We start from the raw sequence: 14,470 nt of genomic DNA on the forward strand, positions 1-14,470 counted from the left end.
ACGCGACTCATGGGCGAACGTAGACGTCGCCACCGGCCTTCCGAAACTCTTCCGCTTTCTCCTGCATTCCGGTCTCTCTGGCGGCCGTCTCGTCCAACTCTTTCGCGGCGGCGTACTCGCGGATCTGCTGGGTGATCTCCATCGAGCAGAACTTGGGGCCACACATCGAACAGAAGTGCGCCGTCTTCGCGCCGTCGGCCGGAAGCGTCTCGTCGTGGTACTCCCGAGCCGTCACCGGATCCAGCGATAGGTTGAACTGATCCTGCCAACGAAAATCGAATCGTGCCCGACTGAGGGCGTCGTCCCAGGTCTGGGCTCCGGGATGCCCCTTGGCAAGATCGGCCGCGTGGGCCGCGATCTTGTAGGCGATCAGCCCCTCCTTGACGTCCTGCTTGTCGGGAAGACCCAGATGTTCCTTGGGAGTGACGTAGCAGAGCATCGCGGTGCCGAACCAACCGATCATCGCCGCACCGATCGCCGACGTGATGTGGTCGTAGCCCGGCGCGATGTCCGTCGTCAGGGGCCCCAGCGTGTAGAACGGTGCCTCCTGACAGACCTCCAGTTGCCGATCCATGTTCTCCTTGATCTGGTGCATCGGAACATGACCGGGACCCTCGACCATCACCTGGCAGTCGTTCTGCCAGGCGACCTTGGTCAATTCTCCGAGGGTCTCCAGTTCACCGAACTGCGCGTCATCGTTGGCGTCGGCGATGGAGCCCGGTCGAAGGCCGTCCCCCAGAGAGAAGCTGACGTCGTAGGCCGCCATGATCTCGCAGATCTCCTGGAAGTGGGTGTACAGGAAACTCTCCTGGTGATGGGCAAGACACCACTTCGCCATGATCGACCCACCGCGGGAGACGATCCCCGTGAGTCGCTTGGCGGTGAGAGGCACGTAACGTAGCCTCACACCTGCGTGGATCGTGAAGTAGTCCACGCCCTGCTCGGCCTGTTCGATCAGGGTGTCGCGGAACAGGTCCCAGGTCAGGTCTTCGGCGGCACCTCCGACCTTCTCGAGCGCCTGGTAGAGCGGAACGGTGCCGATGGGCACCGGTGAATTGCGAAGGATCCACTCGCGAGTCTCGTGGATGTTCTTGCCGGTGGAGAGGTCCATGACGGTATCGGCGCCCCAGTGAACCGCCCACACCATCTTCTCGACCTCGTCCTCGATCGACGAACCCACGGCGGAGTTGCCGATGTTGGCGTTGATCTTGACCAGGAAACGACGACCGATGGCCATCGGCTCCGACTCGGGGTGGTTGATGTTGGCGGGGATGATGGCACGACCCCGGGCCACCTCGTCGCGGACGAATTCGGGCTCCAACGACTCGCGCCGGGCGACGAACTCCATCTCCGTCGTGATCTCGCCACGACGGGCGTAGTGCATCTGGGTCGGCCGGGATCCCGGTCGCGCGCGCCTGGGGGCCGCCCGATCCGGGAAGCGGAGATCCGCCAGCGACGGATCGGCCTCGCGCTGACGCCGGTAGTCCGACGTCGGGCCGTCCATGGATTCGACGTCGCTGCGGGTCTCGATCCAGGCCTCGCGGCGTCGTGGGAGCCCTCGATTGACATCGACTTCGTAGTCCGGATCACCATACGGACCGCTGGTGTCGTAGAGACGGACCGGTTCGTGAGGCGACTCCAGAGCGATTTCTCGCATGGGAACCCGTCGCTGCTCCGAGCCATCGGCGTGGGGTAGGTAGATACGTCGTCCGGCGGGACGGCTCATGCGCACGTTCTTCACGGGGAGCACTCCTTCGCTCGGTCGGCGGAATGACGACGGAGACACCTTTGATCGTAAACGAGGCGACCGAGATTGTCATTCCTGGTCCCTGGGATTGACAGTGGGTGTCGACGCTCCGTCGGGACCTGTCTGGGCTTTCCGGACCCGCATCCTTCTCGTGAAACGAGGGGAACGATCCAGCTTATCCCGAGCCTGCCGACAGCGATCCCGACGATCCCCGAGAAGTTCCCTGTTTCGTCCAGGGGCGCCGGCGAAGCCTCCCGGGAGTGGCGAATTTCACGAACTGGCACGGCAATTGCCTCTATTGGGGGCAGGCGCAACGAGACCAGGAGGTCGTCATGAGGCAAAAACAGACCCAATGGATGGCGCTGACCGTCGCCGCCCTCTCCCTCGCCGTCGTCGTAGGAGTGACGGCTCCCGAGGCCCAGGCAGCCGGTCGACGCGTCGTCGCCGACATGGATCAGCCGTTCGTGATTAACGGGCAGCTGTTCGATACCGGACGCCTCTCCATTCAGACGATCTCCAGCTACACCCCCGGAACCGAGATGAACGAACTCTGGGTCGACAACACGTGTGTCGGCTACCTGCTGAGTAAGAGCCAGGACGGAGAGCTCGGTGCCCGAGACCGGTTCCTCTTCGATCGACAGGCCGACGGCCACGTGGTCCTGGTCGGATTCCAATTCCGCGGCGAGTCACGACAGGCGATCTACAAGTTCCGCTTTGCCGCCGCAGGTGGCGAGTGGCTGCCGCCGGGCCCGCAGAAGAGCGACACGCCGATCGTGATGGCGTCCCGCTGACCCCCTAGTCTCCTCCCCCCTCCCCCCTCTCGAGCGTCGTCTTCCCCTGGACGGCGCTCCTTTTTTTTGGGGGGACGTTTTCCATCACGGAGTTTCGGGGACGCATTGGCTCCGATTGCCGCGGCACAACGTGGTAACTGGCGTGCGGCCCGCCCTCGGTCGTGATCGTCTACAGTTGTAGAGAATCCCGTTGCCTCCACCGGCAAACGACCAAGATGGCGCGAATCGCAAGGGTCATGCTCGAGGGCTGGCCGTTTCACATCACTCACCGTGGAAACCATCGAAAGATCGTCTTTCGATCGGACGAAGATCGTCACGTTTATCTCGAATTGCTCAGTCGTTACTCCCGACAATTCGACATGTCGATTTGGGCCTACTGTCTTATGGACAATCACGTCCACCTGATTGCAGTGGGGACGCGACGAGATTCCGTTTCGAAGGCTCTGGGGAACGCCCATCGATCCTACTCCCGAAGGGCCAACCAGAGATCCGACGTCACCGGTCATCAGTGGGCCAATCGCTTCTTTTCGACACCGCTAGATCAGCCGCACCTGTGGGCAGCGGTGCGATACGTTGAGTTGAATCCCGTGCGCGCTCGGCTCGTCGAAACGGCGACGGACTATCGATGGTCGAGTGCTCGAGCCCATGCTGGGTCGCGATTAGATCCGTTGCTGGACCCTGAGCGCCCGTTTCCAGGACCCATCGGTGACTGGGCGGCGTGGCTCCGGACCGGGCTGGAGGATCAGACTGCCAAACGACTGAGATCAAACACTTCGACAGGGCGACCTACGGGAAGTGATGATTTCATTGCGACGCTCGAAACTCGCCTCGGGCGGCAGCTTCAATCGAGGAAGCGGAAACCGTAGGGCGAAGGGTATTCTCACGGCTGTCCCCGAAACCCGCATCTGGGAAACGTCCCCTGTGAGACACTCACAGGATTGTCACGGGAGAGCGGGATGTCGAACTCCGGGCCAGTCTATCTGGATCACAACTCAACCACACCGATGGCCACCGAGGTCTACGACGCGATGTTGCCTGTCCTCCGAGAGGACTGGGGTAACCCCTCCTCACAACATGCCTACGGGTTCGGGGCGCGTGAGCACGTGGAGACGGCCCGTCGAGAGGTCGCCGCGCTCCTGGGTGCCGACCCGTCGGAAATCCTCTTCACCAGCGGTGGGACCGAGTCGGATAATGCCGCCGTAATCGGCGTCGCGGAGGCGCTCAGGGATCGTGGCAAACATATCGTGACCACCCGGATCGAACACGCCGCCGTCGAGGAACCTTGCGCCTACCTTGAAGGACGTGGCTGGGAGATCACGCGGCTCGGCGTCGATTCCGACGGTAGGGTTTCGGTCGCGGATGCCCGGGATGCCCTGCGTGACGACACGACGCTGGTCTCCGTCATGCACGCCAACAACGAGACCGGTGTCTTGCAACCGGTGGCGGAGATCGGTGGCCTTGCCAGAGAGCGTGGTATCCCGTTTCACACCGACGCGGCTCAGTCCGTGGGCAAGCTCCCCGTCCATGTCGAGGCCTTTCACGCGGACCTCCTGACCATCGCCGGGCACAAGTTTTACGGACCCAAGGGTGTCGGCGCGCTGTACCTGAGGGCCGGCACGCCCTTCGAACCGTTCCTTCGCGGTGCCGGTCACGAGTCGGGTCAACGAGCCGGCACGGAGAACACCGCGGCGATCGTCGGTCTTGGTGTGGCGTGCCGGCTGGCGCGCATGGAGTTGCCGAACCGCACCGCCCATCTGACCGACATGCGTGATCGGCTGGAAAACGGTCTCCGAGAATCCCTGCCCCAGGTCGTGGTCCACGGCGGTCGTGTTCCACGCCTGCCGAATACCAGTTCCCTGGCGATCCCCGGCTGCGACGCCAACGCGCTGCTGTCGCTTGCGAACGGTGTCGCAGGTTCTGCCGGCGCGGCCTGCCACGCCGGCAAACCCCACGTCTCGCGGACGCTTCGCGGCATGGGGGTGACGGACGAGCTGGCGATGGCGACGATGCGACTGACCGTCGGCTGTGGCACGACGGCCGATCAGATTCGATCCGTCGTGGACGAACTCACCCGGCATGCCCAGGCGATCACCCGCGGATGAGCCGCGAAATACGTCACGGCGGCGACGGCCAGCTCCACATCCGGTTCGACTTCGACCGTCAGCTGGTCGATCGGATCAAGACCCTCCCGAACCGTCGCTGGGATGGGGCCGCGCGGATCTGGCTGGTGCCTGAGAGCGATGCCGCGTTGCTCGCCGAGTGTCTCGACGGCGCGGGCTTCTCCTACGACGAAGCCACCCGGTCCCTACTGGGCGACGACAGCCTGCCTGCCGCCACACGACTTCCCGGTCTGTTCGATGCCGAGCCGCCGGGTGAGGAGGCCGTCGTCTCCGATGGCTGGACGGTCAGCGGCCTCAACGAGGCCGTTCGTGGTGCGCTGAAGAACGCGTTCCCTACATCGGTCTGGCTCGTGGGTGAGATCTCGGGCTTCAACAAGAGCCGTCACAGGCGACACGTCGGCTTCGAACTGGTCGAACGTTCCGACGACGGCGAGATCCGCTCGAAGGTTCAGGCGACGCTCTTCGAGCGGAGTCGCAAGGAGATCGAACGGGCGCTGAAAGCCGCCGGCAATCCATTTGTCCTGGAAGATGAGATCGTCGTCCGCGTGCAGATTCGGTTGGAGCTCTACGTCCCCTGGGGTCAGTACCGTGTCACCGTCGAGGGGCTGGATGTCCAGTACACCCTGGGAGAGGCGGCTCGGCGGCGCGAGGAGACGATCCGTCGTCTCGGCGAACGGGGTCTGCTGGAACTGAACGATCGACTCCCGATCGATCGCCTGCCGCTTCGCGTCGGCCTGATCACCAGCATTGGTTCCGACGCCTACAACGACGTCCTGCGAACGCTCCGGGAGTCGGGGTTCGCATTCGAGGTGACGGTCCATGGCGCCCGGGTCCAGGGACGGGCGACGGAGCCGAGCGTGCTGAACGCACTGGACTGGTTTCGTGAACGGATCGACGCGTTCGATACGGTCCTGATCTGCCGTGGCGGCGGCTCGCGAACCGATCTGGTCTGGTTCGATAGCGAGGGGCTGGGCGAGGCCGTCGCGACGTTCCCGCGACCGGTGCTGATCGGAATCGGTCACGAGCAAGATCGCTCGGTGCTGGATTCCGTGGCCCGCAGCTTCAAGACGCCGACGGCGACCGCCGCCTGGTTGGTCGAGCGGGTCGCCGACACACTGGCCGGGATCGAGCAATCGTCCACACGAATCCTGGAGTTGGCGCGGACCCGGATCGAGGGCGACCGCGAACGTCTGCGGTCGATCCGACAACGCCTCCGTACGAGTGGACGGGTCCAGTTACGTCGCGGGCAACAGAACCTTCGTCATTACGCCACTCGTATCCCGGGCGCCGTCGGCCTGCGGCTTCGTCAACAGTCGCTGACGGTGGTGGACCGCAGCCGTCGAATCGCACGGGAATCGAACCGGCAGATGCGCGACGCAGGCCAGGCCCTGAGGGAGCGGGAATCCAGCCTGGGCCCCCTCGGCCGGCGCCTGCTGGCCCGTTCGACCGAGACCCTGGACGCCGGCGCGCGACGCCTACACACCATCGACCCCCGTCGGGTCGTGGAACGGGGTTTTGCGATCCTCCGGGCCGGGAACGGCAACGTCGTTAGTCGGGTCGCAGCCGCCCCACGGGGCACACGGATGACGGCAGAGCTGAAGGATGGCACGATGAGGCTCCGCAGCGAGGGAGCGGCGGAACAGGATCCGGAGGAGTAGGGACGATGGCCAAGAGGACGACGAAGAAGACGACCGAGCCGGGTTATTCCGCCGCGTCGAGTCGGCTGGATGAGATCCTGACCTTGATCGAGGACGGCGACGTCGATATCGACGAACTGTCGGGGCTCGTGGAGGAGGCGGCCCAGCTGGTCGCGCTCTGCCGCAAGAAGATCCAGGCCGCCGAGGTCAAGGTCGCCTCGATCACCGAGCAACTGGAACGCGACGCCGAAGACGGGGACGACGCTTGAGCGCCGACTCGATCTTTCGTCAGCCCTTGATCATGGCGCCCATGAGCCGTGGCACCGACCTACCGTTTCGTCGACTGCTGACCGAGTACGGCGCCACCGTCTCCCTCGGCGAGATGGCCTACGCCCACAAGGTCGCCCGCAACGGCAGCTCGGAACGGGTGCTGTTGCGACGTCATCCCGACGAAAAGGTGTTCGGCGCCCAACTCGCCGGCAAGCTCCCGCACGTCATGGCGGAGGCGGCGATCATCGCCGAGGAACAGGGCGCCGACTTCGTGGACGTCAACCTCGGCTGTCCCATCGATGACGCAACACGACGCGGTTTCGGCGCCGCGCTGATGAAACGGCAGAAGCGCGTGGCGGAGATCGTCGCGGCGATGAAGGCCGCCGTCTCGATCCCGATCAGTATCAAGATGCGTCTCGGCTGGTCCGCCGAGAAGCCGACCTTCCTGAAGATCGCGAAGGCGGCGGAAGACGCCGGCGTGGACGCCATCGCGCTCCATGGGCGTAGCCGCGCGCAGCGTTATCGACGAGCCGCTGACTGGGACGCGGTGGGTGAGTTGGCCGCCAGCGTATCGGTACCGGTCATCGGCAACGGCGACATCTTCCATTGGACCGACGTCTCGCGCCGGATCGAACAGACGGGATGTGCGTCGGTCATGATCGGTCGCTGGGGGCTGGCGCGACCGTGGATTTTCCGCGAACTACAAGAACAGCGCGAGATCGAGTTCTACCCCGAGGAGCGCCTGGCAGTCCTGCGTCGATACGTCGACCTCTGCCGCGAATTGTTTCGGGACGACGAGAAGGGACGACGACAAACACGACGCTTCCTGGGCTTTCACCAGGATTTCTTCGCACGCTATCGTCGTAACGCGAGTGCCGACGCCGTCAACGCCGACGACCAGCGAAACTGGGGCGACGCCCCGGCGGACCCGCTCGAGGAGTGGCTCTGTCGGGTGGATCTCCCCGGGGTCGAGGCGCTCTGCGACTGGCTCGTGGACGGCGAGGAGCGCACTCCCCCACCCCTGGATCAGGACTCCCGGCGGGCAGTCAAGACACCGGCCTACGGATAGCCGATCATCCGCTAGAATGGCGGACGTAGACCGATACTCGGAGGATGAAGATGAAGTTGCAGACGTGGGTTCCCCTGCTTTTGATAGTCGTATTCGCGTCGGTGCATTGCTCGTCGCCCCCTCCCGCGGATCCGCCGGCATCCACGTCGACTGACGTGGGCGGAGACAGCCGCCCGGCTCAGACACTGCCGATCCCCGGCGTCGGCGACAACCAAGTTCCTCCTCCGTCTCCATCAGATTTCGGCCCCGTGACCTGGGACGTGCCTGCCGACTGGACGGTGGTCCCACCGGCTAACAACATGCGTTTCGCCCAGTACGAGGTGTCGGACGCGGAGTGTGTCGTCTTCTACTTCGGCCCGGGTCAGGGCGGTGACCCCCTGGCCAACGCCCGCCGCTGGGCGGGAATGTTCACCCAACCGGACGGTCGCGATTCGCAAGAGGTCATGCAACTCACGACGATCCGCGAAAGCACCCCAAGAACCCATCTGGTGGAACTGACCGGCAGGTACACCGGTAGCATGACGACGGGTGTCGCCCCGGCCGAACCCATCGAGAAAGCCATGCTGCTTGGCGGCATCATCGAGGGGCCGGATGCCCCGTGGTTCTTCAAGTTCACCGGCCCCGAGACCACGGTCCGCGCCCAGCGAGACGCGTTCATCGCCATGCTCGAGAGCGGTCGCTTTGGCGACTAAGTCGGCACCGACACCGACACCGGAGGCACCGTCCCGACGGGTCTCGATCTTGCGAATCACATTCGCAACGGTCGTCATCCTGGTGTTCGCGACCTCGCTGCTGGGCCTTTTCATAAGCGGACCGGTGGTCGTCCGCGTGCCGTCCGTCAAGATCGAGGCCGAACCGTCGGTCGAGCGTTTGCGATCCGACGTCGCTCACCTTTGCGGACCGCTGTCACCCCGTGACTACCAGCACCCCGAGAACCTGAGCAAGACGGCCTCGTGGATCTTCTCCGAATTCCACGACGCCGAACTGAGAACTGTGATGCAAACCTATGCCGTCGAGGGGCGTGTCTTCCACAACGTCATCGGGACGGTGTCGGGGAACGATCCGTCGCGGGGGGCCCTTGTCATCGGCGCGCACTATGACGCGTTCATGGAGCACCCCGGCGCCGACGACAATGCCAGCGGCGTGGCCGTTCTCCTGGAACTTGTCCGGACGCTGCCCGATGCGACCCCCCGCAGGGATTGGCACTTCGTCGCGTTCAGCACCGAGGAGCCGCCCTACTTCGGCACCGACCACATGGGGAGCGCCCACTACGCCCACAGCCTTCGCGAACGTGACGTCAAGGTCGATCTGATGATCGCCCTGGACGGCGTCGGTCGTTTCTCCGACGAGAAGAACAGCCAGAACTTTCCCGTACCCGGTATTGGGTTCCTCTACCCGAGCGCAGGGAACTTCGTGGCGGTGGTCGGCAACTTGAACTCCGGCACCTCAATCCGGCGCGTCAAGTCGGGGATCATGTCGACCCGTTCGATTCCGGTCAACTCCTTCCGTGGACCCGCCGCCGTCGACGGTGTCGACTGGTCGGACCACGCGTCGTTCTGGGAGTACGGCATGCCCGGCGTGCTTCTCACCGACACGCTGTTCGCACGACACGGCGACTATCACAGCGCCACCGACACACCGGACAAGTTGGACTATCGCCGGATGACTCAGGTGGTGACCGGTCTCCACGGCGTTCTTCATCCCGACATTCGGGTTCGCAACGAGTAGACCCGTTCGTTGCTTTTCGGCAACGCGTCACGGTCCAGGATGTTGTGCGCTTCGGTGCGCGCCCCCGAGAATGCGCCTCGATGGGCAACACCCGAACCCAACTTGTCGACGGACGATTCGCGATCCTCTGCAGGCTCGGACGCGGGGGGATGGCGTCGGCGTTTCGGGCCTACGACTGTCGTCAGCAGCGGCGGGTTGTGCTGAAGGCCATCGAGGAGGCCGGTCCGTGGCGACCGGATCATCCAGTCGTTCAGGAGTTTGAGGCGTGGAGTGACCTGGATCATCCCGGGATCGTTCGCGCGCATGAGTTGCGGGTGGCGGCGGATGGGCCGTTGCCCGCGGGCATGCCGTACCTGGTGCTGGAAGAGGTCGTCGGCGACAACCTGGACCGCACGCGTCCGGTGGCGGGCTGGGATGGGAAGACGCTGCGTCGGCTGGCCGTTGAAATGCTCTCTGCGCTGGCGCATATCCATCGGCGTGGCTGGGTGCATCGGGATGTCAAACCGGCGAACGTGTTGCAGTCGACTCGGGGAATTGAACGGGCTCGCTTGACGGACTTCGGTCTTGCGACGCCGTGTGGTCATAAGGACGTTCCCGGCGAGCTGAGTGGATCCTTCCCCTACGCGGCACCGGAGTGTGTCCTGGGCCGCACCCTCGACGGTCGCACCGATCTTTACGCGCTGGGCGTGCTGTTGTGTCGTCTGGCGGCGGGGCGTCGCTGGCAGGAGCCCTCGCCGGAGCAGACCCTGGCGCACTACATCACCGGGCGACCGTTTCCGGGGGTGATTGACGCGATTCGACACCTCGGAGACGAAACGCTGGCGACGGTGGTCACACGGCTGGTGTCGCTGGATAAGGCCAGACGTCCGGTGGACGCCGACTCGGCGCTGAGGATGTTGAACGATCAGGCGTCGATTGAGGAGCGTTCGAGGATTCGTCCCTCGATCATGAACCTACGTCTTCATCTGGACCGCACCCGACTCGGGCGAAGACACGCCATCCGGGTTCTTCCGGACGTCAGAGACACCATCCAGAGACGACTGCGGCGCTGGTGCCCCGGGTTCGGGGTGCCGTTTGTCGAGATGAATGCGTCCGAACGATCGCCCGCAGAAGCGTGGCTGGAGGGTGTGGCCCAGCTTCGCGACGAGCTCGAACTGAACCAACGAGCGCGGCGGGCACAGTCCAGGAAATCCGATTCACTACCGCTGATGCGTGTGGGCAGCCGTTGGATCGTGGATCGGATGGGATCTGCCGATCGATCCTCTCCGTCGTCCGTGGCGAAGGCCATCCTCACATCGGCCGGCGTCGTTCCGGTTGCCTGGTACGTTCAGGTAGGATTCGACGACGCGTACTCGCGGTCGGTGCTGGAGAATCTCTATCGGGGTTGCCAACGAGAGCGCGGGCCTCGGCGTTCCGGGGGGCTTCTGCTGGTTCACGAAGCTACGGAAGCGACCCACTGATCGCCGCCGGTCCAAGAAAAGCGCGGAACCCCCTTCGGAGTTCCGCGTCGGAAGAAAAATAAATCTGTCCCCTTTTACTTCTCGACGACCTTGGCGCCGAGGATCTCGCCGGCGATGGTGCCACCGCGAAGGTAGACCTCGACTTCGCGATCCTTGTCCTCGACGATCACGTCGCCCATGACGGTGGATCCGCTCTCGACATAGATTCGCACGGCGCGGCGACGATCGGAGCTGCGGGAGTTGGTGTCCTTGATGATGAGGTCGCCGCCGACGCTGGTGCCGTCGCTCAGCGTCACGTCGCCGTTGTAGGTGCTGACGTCATGGGCGACTTCGACACCGGTCAAATCCAACGAGCCGTTCACCGTACCCACCGAATCGGCGCTGGAACGCATGCCCATCGAGATCGAACCGTTGACGCTTTCGACGTCGCCATCGATCATCGTGCCGTCGCCGATCTCGATGCCGCCGTTGACACTGCTGACCGTTTTGACACGCGCGTTGCGGCCGATCTCGACACCGCCGTTGACCGACTCGGCATCGCCATCGACGGTGGCGCCGTCACCGATGCGGATGCCGCCGTTGAGCGTGGAGAGGTCGTCGGTGACGGTCTCGCCGGCACCGACACGGACGGAGGAGTTGATGTCGCCTGCCACGACGGGCAGGGTCAGGAAGAAGAGGAGGAGGGCGAAAAGGGCGAGGTAGCGAAGTTTCATGGCGATCTCCTGGGGTAACTAGGCCGTTCCCCCACCTAAATGCCTGAACGCCGAGCATGGTTGCAGGGCCATCGCAAGATTCTGGTTTCGCCGCTGTCGGCCTACGCCCGGGACGGGGGCTCCTCGAGGATCGAGTCCTTGATCAGCTGCTGGCCGGCGGTCGCGGTGCGGAATCCGTACACGGTGACGGCCAGGGCGAGCAGCACGCCGAACAGTGCCGCCGGGAAATAGGGCGCCGAGAAGTCCGTCGTCAACGGGTAAACAACCACCAGATTTGCGACGAAAAGAGCCGCGACCAGCGCCAGCAGCCCGAATCGTTGAAGCACGAACAAGAAGATCGCCGCGTTGATGCAACCGAGCAGCGCGCCGATGAGCCATCCGGCCCTGGAGGGGGCGAATGCAGCGAACTGGGCGGCCACGAGAAACCCGTTGACCAGCATGTAGGCAACGAAAGCGATCCACTGCCGACGCAGGACGATCCGCGCCAGCAACAGCAGGACGAGGTGGAACATCGGAACCGCCAGCGAGACCAGACCAATCGTGAACAGCGTGCCGAGAGCGTGACGGCCCCCCTGCAACGCGAGCAAGAAATTGTTGTCCGGCAACGGGGGGATCAGCGCAAGGATCTCGCCGATCCACCCGACCAGCCCGAAATAGACCGTCATGCCGACTCCGGCGGCGGAGCCGATCAGCAGATCTCTCCCGACCAGCGGATCGCGGAAACCCCCGACCAGTAACCGGCTCCATCCGACGACCACCTGAGGCCACAGCTTGCGCACATAGGGCTCGAGCGCCATGTAGGCGACCCAGCTGATCAACGCCAGCGAGAGCCCTCCGCCCAGCACGATGGCGAAGATATTCACCTCACCGAGGTCGGCGACGTGGTGCCCGCCAAATACCCACGACAGAATACGTAAACCCAGGATCGCCCCGGCGAGCCGGAAGGCGCCCCTTCGGTCGCCACGCCCAAGACGGATATTTCGCACCGCCAGAAAGACCGCACCGATCGCCAGTGTGGCGAGGATTGAGATTACGGTGATCCACAAGACAAGCTGCGCCTTGTTCGACGCCTGTTGTGCCGTCTGTGTCTCTCCCGTCCACGCCCATTCGTCCGGTGTGACCATGTTGAAGTAGACGGGCCTGCCACGAACGGCGGCCGCCTCGATGCGGACGGGGAGGTCCTGTTGATCCGGAAGCACGCCGGACCAGGCCATTCTGGCGTCGGAGAAGAGCTTCGGTCGCACCGTCGGCGTCGTCGAATCGAACTGCGTGATGTCGAGTCCGGCGGCGTCAAACAGCGAGGTCCAGTCCGGACTTGGTGCCGGTTCTGTCTCGTCGCCGTAGTACGACGGTACGGCCTTGAAGTAGACGAGCTTCCCACGCAGATCGAGTTGAACAGTGACGGCACCAAAGCTGGGAAGCGGATCGTTCCAGTTGACGACACCCCGTGGACTGGTGGGCATCAGGGTTCCATCGTCCTGGCGATAGACCACGGACAGGACCTGCTGGCCGGCGAGCGACAGTTCATCCCAGGCGGCCTCGACTCCCTTCTCCCGTGCCACCCGGATGATCTTGCCCTGGTCGAGGTTGAGCCAGGTCGCCGAGTCCACCGGAGGATCGTCGTAGCCGAACGAGACGACCCGCGCGCGCGCGTTCTCTTTCAGCGCCTCCATGGACTTCTCCATCGTCACGCGGGAGTAGATGGCCTGGCGCCCGGCCAGGACCGCCGCGATCACGACGCCAACGAAGGTCGCGGCCAGGAGCCCCACAGCGATTCCCGACCGAAGGCCACCGGCGGGTCCGGCGGCGGCGACCATGTCCGGCGACGGCGTCTCACCGGCGGCCAGCGCGGCGGCCAATGGATCCCCACCGGGAAGCGCCGCCGCTACCGAGAGCGCCGACGCAGGCCGTCGGGTCGGGTCGCGTTCCAGGCAACGCTGGACCACCTGCTCCACCACAGGGTTCATGTGGTCGACCAGCGAGGACGGCGCGGTCGGCGTCGTTTCTTCCTGTAGTTTGAGGATCTCCGCAGGGCTCTTGCCCTCGAACGCCTTCCGACCGGTGAAGACTTCGTAGAGCACGAGACCCAGAGAGTAGAGGTCGCTACGGACCGAGACCTGCTTCCCCGACAGCTGCTCGGGAGCCATGTAGGTCGGCGTGCCGGCGCGAATTTCTGTTCCCTCGATGGTGTCGGCGTAACCGGCCAGGCCGAAGTCCGTGATCTTGACCCGTCCCCGTCCATCGATCATCACGTTGGCCGGCTTGAGGTCGCGATGCAGGATGCCCTGGTCGTGGGCGGCTGCAAGTCCGGCGCAGAGTTGCCGGGCGATCTCCGTTCCCCGCTCCTCCGGAAGTCGTCCGACCCGGCGCAGCAATGTGGACAGGTCGTCGCCGTCGACGAATTCCATGGAGAGAAAGTGACGGCCTTCGATCTCGCCGACGTCGTACACGCGACAGACGTTCGAGTGAGCCACCTGACGCGCGATGCGGATCTCCCCGAGAAACCGATGGAGTCGCGCCTGGTCGTGCTCCAACTTTTCCGGCAAGAACTTCAACGCCACCGGTTGGCCCAGCACGAGGTCGTCGGCCCGGTAGACCTCACCCATGCCACCCTTGCCGATCATTCCGACGATGCGGTAGCGCTCGGCCACCATCGTGCCGGGGACGAAGCGCGACCCGTCGAGGGAGGGATGGCTAGCGTGTCGCGACGGCGTGTCGCCGAAACTGGTCGCCGTCGGGGCCGAGGAGACGGAAGAGATCTCGGTGGCGCAGTGGCTGCAGAAACGACTTCCGTCCGGAACTTCGCTGGCGCAAGTCGGGCATCGCAGCATGGGTAGATCCTTCGGAGAAGATTACCGCGCGCTTCTCAGTGCGGAGTCTACCTCAGTCGAGAGATGAGGCTATTGACTATGAGAAAAGGGGACAGATTTATTTT

The 14,470-nt window shown here is 64.3% G+C and carries 11 protein-coding genes; 8 read left to right on the top strand and 3 right to left on the bottom strand.

Translation table 11 applies throughout. From position 1 onward, the window contains the following. Positions 1 to 7 precede the first annotated feature (7 nt). On the bottom strand, positions 8 to 1,726 hold the full coding sequence (gene thiC / locus OES25_07265; protein MDH3627441.1) for a phosphomethylpyrimidine synthase ThiC: 1,719 nt from the start codon (positions 1,724 to 1,726) through the stop codon (positions 8 to 10). Between the two features lie 353 nt (positions 1,727 to 2,079). Here thiC and OES25_07270 point away from each other — a divergent pair, with 353 nt between their 5' ends. The 8 genes from OES25_07270 (at position 2,080) to OES25_07305 (ending at position 10,822) form a co-directional block, all read left to right on the top strand. Further along, positions 2,080 to 2,538: a hypothetical protein gene (locus OES25_07270; protein MDH3627442.1), complete on the top strand. Its 459-nt coding sequence runs from the start codon at positions 2,080 to 2,082 to the stop codon at positions 2,536 to 2,538. Positions 2,539 to 3,494: 956 nt separating this feature from the next. Next, positions 3,495 to 4,640 carry a cysteine desulfurase gene (locus tag OES25_07275; protein MDH3627443.1) on the top strand — a complete coding sequence of 382 codons (1,146 nt, stop codon included), beginning with the start codon at positions 3,495 to 3,497 and terminating at the stop codon, positions 4,638 to 4,640. Further along, the gene (gene xseA, locus OES25_07280) at positions 4,637 to 6,316 is read left to right on the top strand and encodes an exodeoxyribonuclease VII large subunit (GenBank protein ID MDH3627444.1); all 1,680 of its coding nucleotides are present in this window, start codon (positions 4,637 to 4,639) and stop codon (positions 6,314 to 6,316) included. The genes OES25_07275 and xseA overlap by 4 nt, the downstream gene beginning before the upstream one ends. Positions 6,317 to 6,321: 5 nt before the next feature. Beyond that, a complete protein-coding gene (gene xseB / locus OES25_07285; protein MDH3627445.1) occupies positions 6,322 to 6,564 on the top strand; it encodes an exodeoxyribonuclease VII small subunit in 243 nt (80 codons plus the stop codon). Between the two features lie 41 nt (positions 6,565 to 6,605). Then, positions 6,606 to 7,634, top strand: a complete 1,029-nt coding sequence (locus tag OES25_07290; protein ID MDH3627446.1) for a tRNA-dihydrouridine synthase family protein — start codon at positions 6,606 to 6,608, stop codon at positions 7,632 to 7,634. Between the two features lie 248 nt (positions 7,635 to 7,882). Then, positions 7,883 to 8,326: a hypothetical protein gene (locus OES25_07295; protein MDH3627447.1), complete on the top strand. Its 444-nt coding sequence runs from the start codon at positions 7,883 to 7,885 to the stop codon at positions 8,324 to 8,326. Beyond that, on the top strand, positions 8,316 to 9,362 hold the full coding sequence (locus tag OES25_07300) for a M28 family peptidase (protein ID MDH3627448.1): 1,047 nt from the start codon (positions 8,316 to 8,318) through the stop codon (positions 9,360 to 9,362). The genes OES25_07295 and OES25_07300 overlap by 11 nt, the downstream gene beginning before the upstream one ends. 80 nt (positions 9,363 to 9,442) lie before the next feature. Further along, positions 9,443 to 10,822 carry a serine/threonine protein kinase gene (locus tag OES25_07305; protein ID MDH3627449.1) on the top strand — a complete coding sequence of 460 codons (1,380 nt, stop codon included), beginning with the start codon at positions 9,443 to 9,445 and terminating at the stop codon, positions 10,820 to 10,822. Positions 10,823 to 10,896: 74 nt separating this feature from the next. On the opposite strand, the gene OES25_07310 is transcribed toward OES25_07305, so the two are convergent. Continuing rightward, entirely contained in the window at positions 10,897 to 11,535 is a 639-nt protein-coding gene (locus tag OES25_07310; protein ID MDH3627450.1) for a hypothetical protein, read from the bottom strand. A 101-nt stretch (positions 11,536 to 11,636) separates the two neighbouring features. Then, positions 11,637 to 14,366, bottom strand: a complete 2,730-nt coding sequence (locus OES25_07315) for a protein kinase (protein MDH3627451.1) — start codon at positions 14,364 to 14,366, stop codon at positions 11,637 to 11,639. Positions 14,367 to 14,470: the final 104 nt, after the last annotated feature.

The sequence above is a fragment of the Acidobacteriota bacterium genome (assembly GCA_029861955.1).
Lineage (GTDB): Bacteria > Acidobacteriota > Polarisedimenticolia > Polarisedimenticolales > Polarisedimenticolaceae > JAOTYK01.

Coding starts and splice junctions, on each gene's coding strand:
- xseB (MDH3627445.1), top strand. CDS start 6,322: ATGGCCAAGAGGACGACGAAGAAGACGACCGAGCCGGGTTATTCCGCC.
- OES25_07310 (MDH3627450.1), bottom strand. CDS start 11,535: ATGAAACTTCGCTACCTCGCCCTTTTCGCCCTCCTCCTCTTCTTCCTG.
- OES25_07270 (MDH3627442.1), top strand. CDS start 2,080: ATGAGGCAAAAACAGACCCAATGGATGGCGCTGACCGTCGCCGCCCTC.
- xseA (MDH3627444.1), top strand. CDS start 4,637: ATGAGCCGCGAAATACGTCACGGCGGCGACGGCCAGCTCCACATCCGG.
- OES25_07290 (MDH3627446.1), top strand. CDS start 6,606: ATGAGCCGTGGCACCGACCTACCGTTTCGTCGACTGCTGACCGAGTAC.
- thiC (MDH3627441.1), bottom strand. CDS start 1,726: ATGAGCCGTCCCGCCGGACGACGTATCTACCTACCCCACGCCGATGGC.
- OES25_07315 (MDH3627451.1), bottom strand. CDS start 14,366: ATGCTGCGATGCCCGACTTGCGCCAGCGAAGTTCCGGACGGAAGTCGT.
- OES25_07305 (MDH3627449.1), top strand. CDS start 9,443: ATGGGCAACACCCGAACCCAACTTGTCGACGGACGATTCGCGATCCTC.
- OES25_07275 (MDH3627443.1), top strand. CDS start 3,495: ATGTCGAACTCCGGGCCAGTCTATCTGGATCACAACTCAACCACACCG.